The organism is Halomonas halocynthiae DSM 14573 (genome assembly GCF_000425725.1).
GTDB classification, from domain to species: Bacteria; Pseudomonadota; Gammaproteobacteria; order Pseudomonadales; family Halomonadaceae; genus Halomonas; species Halomonas halocynthiae.
This window is the reverse complement of the sequence record NZ_AUDZ01000015.1, coordinates 136,739-151,953: the sequence shown is the minus strand read 5'-3', so window position 1 is coordinate 151,953 and position 15,215 is coordinate 136,739. Positions and strand designations below refer to the sequence as shown.

Here is a 15,215-nt window from a genome sequence, read left to right as displayed (position 1 = left end):
CTTCTAAGCAAAACTCATATCACCTATGGCTGACACATTTATTGAGACGTTAGCGCAGTGTTACATCAGGTAATATCCCCCATTAACGCCGTCAATCAATAGCTCAAGCTCGCCGTGCTGACCATGGTTTCCAACAACCCGCCACAAAGGCTTACGCACCAATTGCGCACTAACTAGCGTCAACCCGCTGGAACTACGCCGCTTGAGACGGTGACGACGCACCTGCATAACATGCTGGCGCGCTTTGCGCTCAAGTGGCTCTGGCTCCAACTCAGCATGAGGTAGCAACGGTGACAGCAAAGCATCGCCAAACGCAATGCCTTCCAGCGTAGTGCTTACACCCTGGCAGCGATCCACCAGGCATGCCATGCGCTCACTGCGGCACCTTCCCCAGCGGCGCACCTCCCAACAATATTCCAGCAGCAGATACGGAAACCCCACGGCAGCAATAGACTGAATATCTAACCCTGCAACAATCCCTACCGCTCTGCGCTCCACCGACTCTTTAGCAAGCCTGGCTTCCAGCCAGGCCTCCTTTGAGCCAGATTCAACCGACGCCATAACATCCTGCACTCCAGCGCCCGTTTTCATGCTGTTCGCGCCTGTGTTTTCAACGCCAACGCCTCATGAGCCATCTCGAAGGCTTGTTGCGACTTCAGCGAGCGCGGCAAGGGGCGCAGCTCAGCCGTTTCTTCCATCGCAGACAAAATATGCTCAGGCACCGGATGACTGCTTTGCGTCAACAAACTGGCCACGATCATCGCCAAGCTCGACAGCACCACACCCGCCAACATGGGGTGAATTTCAGTCACGACATCCAACGACAGATACTGCCAGAAGAAGGCCACCAAGCTACCAACAATCATTGACGTCAGCGCACCAGGTGTATTGGCCTTACGCCACCACACGGCCGCGACATAACTGGGCAAAAAAGCACTACCCAACACCGACGTGGTAAACACCACAATCGCAAAGACGCCCGGTGGTTCAAACAGCGCAACGATGCCACACACAACACCAAGCACTAGCACGATCAGCTGAGAAACCCTAACCATCTGTTTTTCTTGCATATTAGGATTGATGAAGCGCTCATACAGGTCGCGGGCTGCGATGCTGCCCGTTTGCAACAGAATAGAGTCAGCAGTGGACATAATTGCCGCCATAATCGCTGCCATCACAATACCAACCACTGCAGCTGGCAGAAGGTTATGTGCTAACAAAAAAATCGCCTGCTCGGGATCATCAAGGTCAGGCAACACAAGAATAGCCAATGTACCCAAGATGTAAGGCGAACTAACAAACACCAGATTCCACAGTGTGGAATAGACTCCGGCACGACGTGCATGAAATGGATTACGCATCGCCATGTGGCGTGTTACCACATGCGGCCAACCCATGTACCCAATAGAGAAAATCAACAATGCACCCAGCACGATTCCCCACTGGTTCTCATAAACCAAGTCACGCCCCCAGATAGACAGCAATGTCGGATCCAGCTCCGCCAATGCTTGGTTAGCCGCCGTTAAGCCGCCCACTTCGTTCAGGGTCGCAGCGAGAATCCATACAATTCCAACCACCATAATCAAGCTTTGCACAACATCGGTATATGCAACGGCACCGTAGCCTCCCATCAGGGTGTAACCAAGAATAACGGCAATAGCAATGAACAGTGACAACTCATAGGACAAACCTGTTACCAACTCGAGTCCTTTACCACCGGCAATAAACTGCGCTAACACATAAGCGCCCAGTAAGAATACGGATAATCCCGCGGCAATTAACCGAACCCATTTACTGGGATAACGCTTTTCAAGATATTCAATCGATGTCAAAGCACCCATAATCTGCGAGAGCTTACGCATCCGCCGACCCAGCACAGAAAGGTTGACAACGCCGCCACCAATGTCGCCACCGGCATACCAAAAACCGTAATACCCTTGGGTATAACCCAGCGACCCAGCACCAAGAAACATATAACCGCTCATCGAGGTAGACTGCATGGTCAAAGCCGTCACTAGAGGCCCGACATTACGGCCACCGAGATAGTAGCCCTCCATACTACTGGCCCCACCTCGCCGCATTGAAACAACGCCCACTGCCAGCATGGTCAGAAAATACAGACCAAGAAAAAGAAGCACTGTCGTATTCATACCTACTCTCCAGCGTTAGGAATTATTATTATCGCGCCCGCAAAAAGCGCCGATCAGCGCTCTGCATTACGCTTCAGGCCAGGCCAGTTTTTCGTCACCCAGAGAAAACCCAAGGTATAAAGCACCCAGATCGCTGGTACGCCAACAACGAGCAAAGTAGTGGACACAGGCAGTCCAAACATAACGATTTCCTTTTTTAGATTTTTTTGGAAATTACTGACGATGCTTCCGGCAAACAGCCAGCCCTTAGAAATGGGCCGACTGTTGTCAGAGGTCACACGTTTCTCTACCAACTATTTCAAGAGGGAAACGAAAATTCCGCATGACTGGTTTCGAAACTGGAAGGCCAGCGCTGGGAAATGGCTTTGCGCCGAGTGTAGAAACGCACCGCATCTGGGCCGTAAGCATGCAGGTCGCCGAACAACGAACGCTTCCAGCCACCGAAGCTGTGATAAGCCACCGGCACCGGCAGCGGTACGTTGATGCCGACCATGCCGACCTCTATCTGATCAGCAAAACGCCGCGCCGCCTCACCGTCACGGGTAAACAAGCAGGTGCCGTTGCCATATTCGTGGGCATTAATCAGCGCAATGGCGTCATCTAAGCTATCGGCGCGCACCACGCATAGCACGGGCCCGAAGATTTCTTCCTGATAAATACGCATGTCTGGCGTCACCTGGTCAAACAGGCAGCCGCCAACGAAAAAGCCATTTTCATGGCCAGGCACGGAGATATCTCGACCGTCGGCAACCAACTTGGCACCTGCCGCTACACCGTCTTCGATATAGCCCAACACCTTATCGCGGTGCTCGGCGGTCACCAGAGCCCCCATATCCATCCCTTTTTCTGTGCCTGGGCCAATCTTCAGCGCAGCAATCTTAGGTTGCATGGCTTCAATTAACCGGTCAGCGGCATCATCACCTACACATACCGCAACAGAAATCGCCATGCAGCGCTCGCCAGCACTACCAAAAGCGGCCCCCATCAGCGTATTGGCAGCATTATCGATATCAGCATCCGGCAATACGATGGCATGGTTCTTGGCACCTCCCAACGCCTGCACTCGTTTTCCAGCCGCACTACCACGCGCATAAATAGACTCGGCAATCGGCGTCGAGCCAACAAAAGATACCGCTTTAATCGCAGGCGCATCTAGCAGTGCTTCCACCGTGGCGCGGCCACCCTGCACAACGTTAATCACGCCATTAGGTAAGCCCGCTTCCGCCAGCAGTTCAGCGACAGCCAACACAGAGGATGGGTCTTTTTCAGATGGCTTAAGGATAAAAGTGTTACCGCAGGCAATCGCCATGGGATACATCCACAGCGGTACCATGGCAGGGAAGTTGAACGGCGTAATACCCGCAACAACACCTAAGGGCTGGAAATTCGACCACGCGTCGATGCCAGGCCCTGTGTTGTGGGAATATTCCCCTTTGAGAAGCTCTGGCACCCCACAGGCATATTCCACATTCTCAATTCCCCGCTTGAGCTCGCCCATCGCGTCTTCCAGCGTCTTGCCATGCTCTTCACTAATCAACTGAACCAGGCGTTCACTGTTATCTTCCAGCAGCTGCTTGAAACGATACATGACTTGGGCACGCTTGGCGGGCGGCGTGTCACGCCAAGCGGGAAACGCCGCTTCAGCAGCAACGATAGCCTGTGCCACAGTATCCGCGTCTCCATCCGCCACATCACGAATCGTTTCGCCAGTAGAAGGGTTACTGACAGGCAAGCTACGCGCAGCTGTTAAGTGTTCGCCATTAATCCAATGAGTAATCTGTTGCATGGGGTGCTCCTAGGTTTTGTTGATTGTTTGAAAACACATTCACTATGAATTACCACGCCATCAGGCCAGACGGTCCAGCACGCCGGCGACGGCATCAAACATTCGCTCAAGCTCCTGCTCGGTGGTGCCAAACGGAGGGCCAAACTGCAAGGTGTCACCGCCATAGCGCACATAAAAACCCGCTACCCATAGCGCCATATGCGCATCACGAGGTCGAACCGTTGGATCACCATCACGCGGCGCCAGCTGGATGGCACCGGCTAAGCCATAATTGCGAATATCAACAACATGTTGGCGCCCCTTAATAGCATGCAGGCGGTCTTCAAAGGCTGGAGCAATAGCCCGCACCTGAGCGGGGAAGTCTTCACGCTCGAACAGGTCAAGCGCTACCAGCCCAGCCGCACAAGCCACCGGATGACCGCTATAGGTGTAGCCGTGCGTAAACTCAACGGCATGACGCGGACCACCACCGGCCATAAAGGTATCGTAAATATCACTATTGGCGACCACCGCCCCCATCGGCACTGCACCGTTAGTCAGCTGTTTAGCGATAGTGATTAGGTCTGGCGTCACACCAAACGCTTCCGAACCGGTACGCGCACCACAGCGGCCAAACGCAGTAATTACTTCGTCGAAAATCAGTAAAATATCATTTGCTGTACAGATCTCACGCAACCGCTGCAGATACCCCTGAGGCGGCACAATCACACCAGCCGAGCCTGACATTGGCTCAACAATCACTGCAGCAATAGTTGAGGCATCGTGCAACGCGATCTGCTCTAGCAATGCATCAGCAAGATCCGCCCCAGTTTCAGCCTGCCCTCGGGTAAAACGCTGATCAGCCTGCAGCGTGTGAGGCAAGTGGCTGGCATCGTATAACTCGCCGTAATGCTTGCGGTTACCACCAATGCCGCCAACACTGGTGCCGCCGAGATTAACGCCGTGATAGCCCTTAGCGCGACCAATCAAGCGCACTTTTTCGGCGCGCCCCTTGATGCGCCAATACGCCTTGACCATCTTGATGGCCGTGTCGGCCGACTCTGAACCAGAGTCGGTGAAAAACACGTGATCGAGCCCCTCCGGCATGATACTTGCGACCTTCTCGGCCAGCTCAAAAGCCAATGGGTGCGCGACCTGAAAACCCGGTGCGAAATCCAAACTACCGAGCTGTCGAGACACCGCCTGCTGAATCTCTGTGCGGTTATGGCCCGCGCCGCTGGTCCAAAGACCCGAAAGGGAGTCGAACAGACGGCGCCCTTGGTCATCAATGAAATAACGCCCTTCGGCCCCACAAATCAGCCGTGGGTTATCGCGAAAATCCCGGTTGGCACTAAACGGCATCCAAAAATGATTATTGATGGCTTCAGGTAATGCGTCACTCTCAGAACGAAGGCTGTCGGCGGAGATAGGGGTGGTCAACATGGCACTGCTCCTCTTTCACGTTTCATTAATTTTTGTTGTGCCACTATTTCTGTGGGTATATCGGCAGCATGGCTGCGCTATATGTTTAGTAAAACACCAACATCCTTTACTAAACGTGAGGTAAACAATACGCAAATATGCAAAAAGGGATCGTCAGATTTTCTTGATAGGAGAGCAGCCCCTATGAAGGGCTAGAGGCTGGAGCAGAGCACTTAGCTGCCACATTATTTGAGGACATTAAGTTGAAAAGAATTTAAGCCGTCACTCAGATGACCGAAGAAAGGAAACAAGCTAAGCAACGGCGTCGCCTTGGCCTCTGCCAACCATGCCAACCGACTTACCTAGCTCACTCATCATCACCATGCCGCCATTGGTCCCGCATCTTGCGCGCCTTGTTGGCTCGGTAATGACGAACCAGCGCGACACTCAGTGCACAAACCACCATGGCAGCCAGGGTGACAGCCTGCCATGGGCGGGCGTTGTCACCCATTAGGGTTTCCAGCGTGATAATGATGATGAAACCCAGCGCCTGACTGGCGATGGCCAACGCTCGCAGCGCATCAAAGGCTTTTTTTGCCATATTGGCTCCTGTCCCTGTTCTCTTAAAATGACGGCTAACAACGTGACAGCCTGGTTCGGCCATACTAGGCTTAACCTTCAAGCTTAACGCCCAAGCTTACTCTTCAAGATTAAACATCGAGCTTAGGCGTCACGAGTCCGTCCAGTGTAACCGAACCGCTGCAGCGCTTGCTGCTGGACACCGAGAGTCTTGTTCACCATGGAAGCTATTGCCTTTGGCACGATGCTGATTCCGCTGCCGCGCTTGTATGCTCTATTGGTGGGGTTAGGCTTACTAGGCGCCAGCGCCGTTTTGCTCGGCTTACCGCGCCAGCAGCATATCCGCTGGTTTAGCGGGTTACTGCTGGTATGGCTGATCAGCGCACGTCTCGGCCATATTGCACTGCATCTAGCAAGTTACATGGCCAGCCCACTAGACGTACTACGCTTCTGGCTACCCGGTTTCGAGGGGTCAGCGGGGCTATTGGGCGTGCTGCTTTGGAGCGTTTGGTCGCTGCGTGATCGATTCAGGGCGATGCTCGGTGCCGCTGGGCTCTGCATCATAACGTCACTGCTCTGGTTACTACTGATGCACATTGCTCCCTTTTCTCCTGCCGCGACACCTCGACAATTACCCGAGCTTAGCCTGTCCAACCTAGAGGGTGACAGCATAGCGCTGAGCGAGCTTCAAGATCAGCACGTGATCATCAACCTATGGGCCAGTTGGTGCCCGCCCTGTCGGCGTGAATTACCGCTGTTAGCCGAACTTGATACCCATGATGACGTCACGGTGGTGGTTATCAATCAAGGCGAAGACTTGCTACCCGTAGTCCGCTATCTAGATAACCAACGCCTTAATTTTCGCTACGCGCTGCTTGACCCGCGCCAGCGCATGGCCGTTGCAAGTGCCGCGCCTGGCCCACCAACGACGTTACTGCTTAACCGACACGGGCGTATCACCCACCGTCACATCGGCGAACTAAGCCGCGCAACCCTCAACGCTTGGCTGATATCGCCTTAAGCGAAAGTAAACAAACCATAACTCATACCGCATCAGGGGCTTAAGGCTCGCCGCGCTTTACTGTAAGATACCGCGCCCTGCCGTCGGCGTGTCGAGCATCGCCAGCGGCGTAAGACCCGAATGACAATTACCCACTGAGGCATCATGAGCGACTACTCTCCCGGTCAGCGCTGGATCAGCGATGGCGAGGCCGAACTTGGTCTGGGTACTATTCTCAGCTGCGACAAGCGCAGCGTTACCGTACTGTTTGGCGCCAGCCAAGAAACCCGTATCTACAGCGCCCAACGTGCCCCGCTGACCCGCGTTACATTCAACAGCGGCGATCAGGTTCAGGCAGCCGAAGGCTGGCAGATGCGGATTGATGACAGCAACATCAGCGATGGCCTGATCACCTATCTAGGCACCGATAAACACGGCCAACACTGTGAACTGCCTGAAGCACGGCTGGCCGATAGCATGCGTTTCGACCAGGCCCGTGATCGCCTGCTAACCGGCCAGGTCGATCGTAACGACTGGTTCGAACTGCGCTTTCACACCCTGCATCACTACCACCGCACCGAGCAAAGTACCGCTCTTGGTCTGGCGGGCCCAAAGATTGACCTGATCCCTCATCAGCTCTACATCGCCGATGAAGTCTCTCGCCGCCACGCACCACGCGTGCTGCTGGCCGATGAAGTCGGGCTAGGAAAAACCATTGAGGCAGGCCTGATTCTACACCGCCTACTGCTTTCGGGCCGTGCCGAGCGAGCTCTGATTCTGGTACCAGACAGCCTCACCCACCAGTGGCTAGTCGAACTGCTGCGCCGCTTCGCGCTGGAAGTCACCTTGCTCGACGAACAACAGAGCTTGGCTCGGGCCGGAGACAACCCTTTCGACAGCGGCCAGCTGGTACTGGCAAGTCAGGATTGGCTGTTTGCCAACCCACACCGCCAGCAACAAGCCGAAGACTGTCATTGGGACCTAATGATTGTTGACGAGGCGCACCACCTAGAGTGGTCAGAAGACCAGGCCGATGCAGGCTATGCCTGCATCGAGCGACTCAGCGCCAGCGTCTCCGGCCTATTGCTGCTGACTGCCACTCCAGAGCAAATGGGCCAGCAGAGCCATTTCGCTCGCCTACGCCTGCTTGACCCTGATCGCTACCACAGTTTCAGCGCTTTCCAGGAAGAAGAGCGCCACTATGGTGAAGTGGCAGCAGCTATCGATGCCTTAACTCGCCTGCCGGGCACAGATGCCGACGATGATACTAGCGCCGATCACGACCTGATCGCTGCCGTGGTCGACGATCAGGACAGCTTGGCTCTGCTGGCCGTCCTAACCAACCCCGAAGGCGACAAAGCGCAGCAAGATTCAGCCCGCACGCAACTTCGCGAACAGCTGCTGGATCGCCACGGCACTGGCCGAGTGATGTTCCGCAACAGCCGCCGCCATGTAGGCGGCTTTCCAGAGCGCCGCCTGAACGTGAGCACACTGGAGCTGCCCTCAGCCTACCGTCGTGAATTGCGCCGTGTAGCCCGAGACGAAGATCACCTCGACGATCTGCTGATCCGTACCGGCCTCGATCATCCCGACATGCTGATCTACCTCGACGACATGTATCGAGCGCTGACCGATGAACCGCTGAATACTGAGCCGTGGTGGCAGATTGACCCACGCGTCAACTGGCTGCTGGAAAAGCTTTCCGAGCTTAACAGCAGCCAAGACAGTCATAGCAAAGTACTGGTCATTGCCCATAACCCCGAAACCGCACTAGGCCTAGCCGAAGGGCTCAGGGTGCTGGGTGGCGTGCACGCTCCGGTATTTCACGAAGGCCTGTCGCTGATTGAGCGCGACCGTGCCGCTGCGGCCTTTGCCGACGAGGAAGACGGCTGCCAAGTGCTGGTATGTTCAGAAATCGGCTCAGAAGGCCGTAACTTCCAGTTCTGCCATCATCTGGTGATGTTTGATCTACCGCTGCATCCCGACCAGCTGGAACAGCGCATCGGCCGACTGGACCGGATCGGCCAACGCCATACCATCGATATTCATGTGCCGGTGTTTGAAGACAGTCCCAGCGAACAGCTGCTGCGCTGGTATCAGCAGGGTCTCGACGCCTTCGGTGCTCCCCACGGCTTGGGCAATGAACTGTTTGATGCCTTTGGGGATGAACTGGCTGAGTCTCTGCTCGACCCCGAGGGCATGAATGATGTGATCGACGCGACTCGGACACTTTTCGATAGCCGCCTCGCTCAGCGCGATGCAGGACATAATCGACTATTGGAGCTAAATGCCTGCCGTCATGACCGAGCCAAGGCGACTATCGAGGCGATTAGCGAACTGGATGCCGACAACGCCTTGCCGGGCTACCTTGAGCAGGCCATGGACATCTTCGGCGTAGACACCCGCGAGCTGGGTGGTGGTCTGATACACCTTAAGCCCAGCGGGCAGATGCTTGATGGTTTACCAGGCTTAGTTAAAGGCGAAGACGGCTTTACCGCGACCTTCTCTCGTAGCCGTGCCTTGGCCCGTGACGACATCCAGCGGCTATCGTGGGAACATCCGCTGGTGCGTGAAGTCATGGGGAGAATTCTTGACGGCAGCATGGGTAACACCGCGCTGGCATTGCTCAAGCACCCAGCCATTCCCAGTGGTCGACTCATGGCTGAGCTGATCTATCGTACCTATTGCCCAGCCCCCAAGCAGCTCCATCTCAATCGTTTCCTGCCGCCAACCGCGGTACGAGTGCTGCTCGATGCTTCAGGAGCAAACCTTACTAGCAATGTCTCATTTAACGGCTTGTCAAAGCACTTGCATAAAGTGAAGAAATCCCAAGCCCGAGAGCTGATTAAGCACCACCGAGACAGCTTGCGCCAGCTGATCGCGCAATCAGAAACAGAGGCTGAGCGTGAACTGCCAAGCATCGTCGAAGCTGCCCAGGTACGCATGCGGGCTAACTTGGATAGTGAACTAAGCCGCCTTGAAGCGTTAGCGCGTAAAAATCCCGCTGTGCGTGAAGCAGAGCTTAACGCACTACGCAGCGAGCGCGATGCTCTGGATAACGCCATCGAGGCAACTCAGCTACGCCTTGATGCCATCCGCCTGATCGTTACTGTTGATGAGAATTATAAATAACGAGGAAACGCACTGAGCTGGACCCTGCAAAAAACACAACAGCCCAGCGACGCCCAGCTCCCCCTATAGGCAATACCCATATATAGGCGCTGTGTCGGTGGGCTGTTTTTCTATGCAAAGTTGACGCTCAACACTCGCACCAGACAGCACTTACAAAATATCGTCCAACGCCTCCCCCAATGTAGAGAAGCGAAACGTGAAGCCCGCTTCTTGAAAGCGGCTAGGCAACATCTTCGCGCCGCCCAATAGCAGTGTCGACATCTCGCCCAACCCCACTTTCAAGGCAATCGCCGGCACCGGCAGCCACGCCGGCCTGCCTAACTGCTTGGCTAGCGCGCGGGTAAATGCCGCATTGGTCACCGGTTGCGGCGCACTGCCGTTGAAAGGGCCTTGCAAGTCATTACGCTGAATCAGCGTTAGAATCATTTCAACCACATCAAAACGGTGTACCCATGGCATATACTGCCTGCCATTACCAATCCGCCCTCCCAGACCCAGCTTAAAGAGCGGCAACACTTTAGCCAACATGCCGCCATCGGCCTCTAACACTAACCCCAGGCGCAGTATGGCCACACGTGTTCCAAACTGAGTCGCCTTGCTCGCCGCGGCTTCCCAGTCACGACATAGCTGATGGGAAAATTCATCATGAGGAGGTGTCTCCTCGCTAACATCGCGCTCATCCTGGTCACCGTAATAGCCCATAGCAGACGCTGATACCAGCACGTCGGGAACTCTCCCTTGTGACACCTGAAGCTGTTCACATAACGCGACAATATCTCGGGTTATCTCAAGCCGTGACTCAAGCAGCTCTTGCTTGCGCCCCTCACTCCAGCGGCTAGCAGCAATAGGAGCGCCAGCCAAATTAACAATAGCCTCTGGCGGCAGATCAACGAAGTCGCTGGCCCAGCGGCGCACCTCAACGTCGCTAGGCAGCTGGCTTAATATCCTGCTCGGATGACGTGACGTCATCAGCACACGGTGGCCATCTTCGTGCAGCCGCTGACATAGCGCCTGCCCAACGAAGCCACTGCCACCTGTGATCAGTATGCGCATAGCTATCACCTCCTAGCCTTGGCCGTTATACAGCAATCCTACACCTCTGCTAGTCTAGCCCTATATCGCCTCAGCCTAAGTCAGCTTACTGGGCGGTCTCCCCTAACTACGTAAGACATGAAGGACTTCCTATGACTCGCGCTCTCATCTTACTGGCTCACGGCTCCAGTGATGCTCACTGGCGTGCCCCCTTCGAAGCGTTAGAAGCCGCGCTTAAAAAGCGTCTTAATACGCCCTTGGCACTAGCTTACATGGAGATCAGCGAGCCGTCGCTTGAAACCACAGCCGCCGCACTGGCGGAGCAAGGCGTCAAACAAGCGGAGATTTTGCCCCTGTTTTTTGCCGCTGGCCGCCACTTACGCAAGGACGTTCCCGCCCAGGTGGCAGCGCTTAACGCAGCCTATGACACCAGCAATGCAGGCCTTACACTGACGCTGCTACCACCCGTTGGCCAACACCCCGCCTTTATTGATGCATTAGCCACAGCGATCACAGAGCAGGCTGAACGATAAGCGCGCCAGCGCTTCTATCTACTGACACGCGACAGCGCATGAAACACACCAAGTCGAATATTACATGGAGCCAACAATGAGCCTCACTCTGATGTGGTTTCGCAGTGACCTTCGTCTGCACGACAATCGTGCCCTTGAAGCCGCTGCACAGCGTGGGCCCGTGATAGCCGTTTACCTGCGTAGCCTGGCCGACTGGCAGCGCCACGGCCATGGAGCCAACCAGTTAGACTTTCGTGCGCGTGGCGTGGCCCAGCTCAAACAGCAGTTAGCAGAGCGCAATATCCCCTTATTGCATCGCGACATTGGCGATTTCACCGAGTCACCAAAAGCACTGCTAGGCATTGCCAAAGAGACCGGCGCCAGCACCTTACACTTCAACCGCGAGTACCCCCTGGACGAAATACAGCGCGACAACGCAGTGCTTGCTGCATTCGAGGCGGCCGGCCTGAGCGCAGCAGGGCACCACGATGCCATCGCCTTCGCACCAGGTGAGCTACTGACAGGTAAGGGCGATTTCTACCGTGTGTTCACACCGTTTTCAAAGGCTTGGCACCAACAGCTCAGCGCTGAGCGCCTCGCGTTAAGCGATCCGCCCGCCAGACAAGAGCCATTAACTATCGTCAACGACCCACTACCCGGTGCCGCCGACATTCAGACATCCACCGGGATATCCGCTATCCCCGCCGATCTCTGGCCTGCAGGGGAAGCTGCAGCAGCGGATCGCCTAGCACGCTTTCTACGTTTCCGTGGGCGACGTTACGCACAACAGCGCGACTTCCCAATCACCCCTGGCACCAGTGAGCTCTCCCCCTATCTCGCACTGGGTATGATCTCGCACCGCCAATGCCTACAGGCAGTGCTAAACGAAAACGGCGGCTCACTGACCGAAGGTGATGCTGGCCTAGCCGCTTGGGTTAACGAGCTGGTCTGGCGGGAGTTCTATCACCATGTTGCCGTCGGCTTTCCGCGCGTATGTCGCCACCGCGCCTTTCAAGTGAGTACCGAAGCGCTGGCCTGGCGTGATGACGAGGCAGGCTTTGCCGCCTGGTGTGAAGGCCGCACCGGCTACCCTATTGTTGATGCGGCCATGCGCCAGCTGGTGACGACCGGCTGGATGCATAACCGCTTGCGCATGGTTAGCGCCATGTTTCTTTCCAAGCATCTGCTAATTGACTGGCGTCGTGGCGAGGCTTTCTTTATGCGCCATTTAGTCGACGGTGAGTTTTGTGCCAACAATGGCGGCTGGCAGTGGGCCGCTTCCACCGGCACAGATGCAGCCCCTTACTTTCGTATTTTCAACCCCACCACGCAATCTCAGCGTTTCGACGCTGACGGCAAGTTCATCGCAACATGGCTGCCAGAGCTGGCTGAGCTTCCTGTCAAACAACGCCACGCACCGCCAACAGACCTATTCAGCTGCGTTGACTACCCCGCGCCCATTGTGGATCACAAGGCAGCTCGGTTACGTGCCTTAGACGAATTCAAACGTCTACCATGACCAACCACCCCAAAAGCCGAGACAAACGAATAGACATTGACAGCCTTACAACGGCCCAACATCATTGTCTGCTTAGGGCTCAACGTGCATTCCCGCATTATGCGCATTAAACTATCTCAATGTCTGTGCCAATGACTGCGCGAAAGCCCATGATGAAGGCTGCGAGAAAAACCCAGCAAACGCATGAGCTTTCATGGCCTACGAAACCTAACTTTTTCTCGACACTCGGAATGACTCAGTGACCAAGCAACACTCTTTTGAGCGTGAAGAACTGCTGGCATGCAGCCGCGGCGAGCTGTTCGGCCCCGGTAATGCTCAGCTACCCGCCCCTAATATGCTGATGCTCGATCGCATCACCCACATTCATGAAGAAGGTGGTGAGTACGGCAAAGGCGTACTCATCGCTGAACTGGATATTCATCCTGACTTATGGTTTTTTGACTGCCATTTTCCTGGGGACCCCGTAATGCCCGGGTGCCTGGGGCTTGACGCCATGTGGCAGCTGGTAGGTTTCTATCTGGGCTGGCTAGGCAATCCTGGCCGTGGGCGTGCACTTGGCTGCGGTGAGGTTAAATTTAGCGGTCAAATTATGCCCGATGCCAAAAAAGTGACCTATCACATCAACATCAAGCGTACGATTACACGACGCTTAATTCTGGGTATGGCCGACGGCACGGTATCTGTCGATGGCCGAGACATCTATCAGGCCAACGATCTGCGGGTCGGCCTGTTTACCTCCACTGCGAACTTCTGATCAGGAGGTTTCCATGCGACGAGTGGTAGTCACCGGCCTAGGCATTGTTTCTTGCCTAGGCAACGACAAACAACAGGTTCTTGAAGCACTCCAAGAAGGACGCTCCGGCATTCGCTTCAAGGAAGAATACGCTGAACGTGGATTTCGTAGCCATGTAGCGGGTGTGGTCGATATCGACCTGGATGCCCTAATCGACCGCAAGCAGCGGCGCTTCATGGGTGATGCTGCAGCCTATGCCTATGTCAGCATGACTCAGGCGATCGAAGATGCGGGCCTGACACCTGAACAGGTATCCAATGAGCGTACGGGGCTGATTGCCGGCTCCGGAGGTGCCTCTAGCGCCAACCAAGTAGAAGCCGCTGACGTGATGCGCGAAAAAGGGCTGCGCCGCGTCGGGCCGTACCGAGTCACCCGCACCATGGGGAGCACCGTATCGGCTTGTCTGGCAACGCCTTTCAAAATCAAGGGCATTAACTACTCTATTTCCTCTGCCTGTGCTACCTCAGTGCACTGTATTGGTAATGCCGTAGAACAGATCCAGATGGGCAAACAGGATGTGGTCTTCGCTGGCGGTGGTGAAGAAGAGCACTGGACACTCTCTTGCCTGTTCGACGCCATGGGCGCCCTTTCCACCCAATATAACGATACGCCAGATAAAGCCTCTCGCCCCTACGACCAGGCCCGCGATGGTTTTGTTATCGCTGGCGGCGGTGGCATGCTGGTGCTCGAAGAGTTAGAGCATGCGCGAGCCAGAGGCGCCAAGATCTATGCCGAGGTAACAGGCTACGGTGCCAACTCCGATGGCTACGACATGGTTGCCCCCTCCGGCGAAGGAGCCATGCGCTGCATGCGCCAAGCCATGACGACCGTCGATGGCAAAATCGATTACATCAACACCCACGGCACGTCAACACCAGTGGGCGATGTTTCCGAGCTACGGGCGATTCGTGAAGTATTCGGCGATAAAACCCCAGCGATAAGCTCCACCAAGTCGCTAACTGGACATTCATTGGGCGCCACCGGTGTGCAGGAAGCAATTTACTCGCTACTGATGATGGAAAACGACTTCATCGCTGCTTCGGCTAATATCGAGACTCTCGACGAACAAGCTGAAGGTCTCGATATCGTGGCCCAACGTCGTGACGGCGTGAATATCGAGCGCGTACTCTCCAACAGCTTTGGCTTTGGTGGCACGAACGCCTGCTTGGTACTGCAGAAGTATCACGCTAATCAAGCATAAGCCCTCGGTATGTACCACCAAAAAGAGCGCTCCATTTAGGGGCGCTCTTTTTGTTTTATGGTCGACCGGTTTACAACATGACGCTTTCAACACCCTGACACCGACGTAAA

Annotated in this window: 13 protein-coding genes; 6 read left to right on the top strand and 7 right to left on the bottom strand. The window is 55.3% G+C overall.

Annotated features, from left to right (window positions below):
* Positions 1-60: 60 nt before the first annotated feature.
* From H616_RS0103715 to H616_RS0103690, 6 genes are all read right to left on the bottom strand, one after another.
* The gene (locus tag H616_RS0103715; protein ID WP_027966149.1) at positions 61-591 is read right to left on the bottom strand and encodes a hypothetical protein; all 531 of its coding nucleotides are present in this window, start codon (positions 589-591) and stop codon (positions 61-63) included.
* Positions 588-2,150: a sodium/proline symporter gene (locus tag H616_RS0103710; RefSeq protein WP_027966148.1), complete on the bottom strand. Its 1,563-nt coding sequence runs from the start codon at positions 2,148-2,150 to the stop codon at positions 588-590. The genes H616_RS0103715 and H616_RS0103710 overlap by 4 nt, the downstream gene beginning before the upstream one ends.
* Positions 2,151-2,203: 53 nt before the next feature.
* Positions 2,204-2,428 (bottom strand): hypothetical protein, encoded by a 225-nt coding sequence (locus tag H616_RS15505; protein WP_156906412.1) that lies wholly within the window; start codon positions 2,426-2,428, stop codon positions 2,204-2,206.
* 20 nt (positions 2,429-2,448) lie between these two features.
* Positions 2,449-3,936, bottom strand: coding sequence for a CoA-acylating methylmalonate-semialdehyde dehydrogenase (locus H616_RS0103700; RefSeq protein WP_027966147.1), 1,488 nt, complete (start codon positions 3,934-3,936; stop codon positions 2,449-2,451).
* 60 nt (positions 3,937-3,996) lie between these two features.
* Positions 3,997-5,358 (bottom strand): omega-aminotransferase AptA, encoded by a 1,362-nt coding sequence (gene aptA / locus H616_RS0103695; protein WP_051233947.1) that lies wholly within the window; start codon positions 5,356-5,358, stop codon positions 3,997-3,999.
* Positions 5,359-5,704: 346 nt separating this feature from the next.
* Complete coding sequence (locus tag H616_RS0103690; protein ID WP_027966145.1) at positions 5,705-5,938, bottom strand: hypothetical protein; 234 nt, start codon at positions 5,936-5,938, stop codon at positions 5,705-5,707.
* Between the two features lie 198 nt (positions 5,939-6,136).
* Between H616_RS0103690 and H616_RS0103685 the strand changes: the two genes are divergently transcribed.
* Positions 6,137-6,937 (top strand): TlpA disulfide reductase family protein, encoded by an 801-nt coding sequence (locus H616_RS0103685; RefSeq protein WP_027966144.1) that lies wholly within the window; start codon positions 6,137-6,139, stop codon positions 6,935-6,937.
* Between the two features lie 144 nt (positions 6,938-7,081).
* The gene (gene rapA / locus H616_RS0103680; protein ID WP_027966143.1) at positions 7,082-10,048 is read left to right on the top strand and encodes an RNA polymerase-associated protein RapA; all 2,967 of its coding nucleotides are present in this window, start codon (positions 7,082-7,084) and stop codon (positions 10,046-10,048) included.
* A gap of 150 nt (positions 10,049-10,198) precedes the next feature.
* Here rapA and H616_RS0103675 read toward each other — a convergent pair whose 3' ends face one another.
* The gene (locus H616_RS0103675; protein WP_027966142.1) at positions 10,199-11,101 is read right to left on the bottom strand and encodes a TIGR01777 family oxidoreductase; all 903 of its coding nucleotides are present in this window, start codon (positions 11,099-11,101) and stop codon (positions 10,199-10,201) included.
* Positions 11,102-11,232: 131 nt separating this feature from the next.
* On the opposite strand from H616_RS0103675, the gene H616_RS0103670 reads away from it, so the two are divergent.
* The 4 genes from H616_RS0103670 to fabB all read left to right on the top strand — a co-directional run bounded on the left by H616_RS0103670 (position 11,233) and on the right by fabB (position 15,105).
* Positions 11,233-11,613, top strand: a complete 381-nt coding sequence (locus tag H616_RS0103670) for a sirohydrochlorin chelatase (protein WP_027966141.1) — start codon at positions 11,233-11,235, stop codon at positions 11,611-11,613.
* Positions 11,614-11,689: 76 nt separating this feature from the next.
* Complete coding sequence (gene phrB, locus H616_RS0103665; RefSeq protein ID WP_027966140.1) at positions 11,690-13,111, top strand: deoxyribodipyrimidine photo-lyase; 1,422 nt, start codon at positions 11,690-11,692, stop codon at positions 13,109-13,111.
* A 238-nt stretch (positions 13,112-13,349) separates the two neighbouring features.
* Positions 13,350-13,865 (top strand): 3-hydroxyacyl-[acyl-carrier-protein] dehydratase FabA, encoded by a 516-nt coding sequence (fabA, locus tag H616_RS0103660; protein WP_027966139.1) that lies wholly within the window; start codon positions 13,350-13,352, stop codon positions 13,863-13,865.
* Positions 13,866-13,878: 13 nt separating this feature from the next.
* Complete coding sequence (fabB, locus tag H616_RS0103655; protein ID WP_027966138.1) at positions 13,879-15,105, top strand: beta-ketoacyl-ACP synthase I; 1,227 nt, start codon at positions 13,879-13,881, stop codon at positions 15,103-15,105.
* The last annotated feature ends 110 nt before the right edge of the window (positions 15,106-15,215 follow it).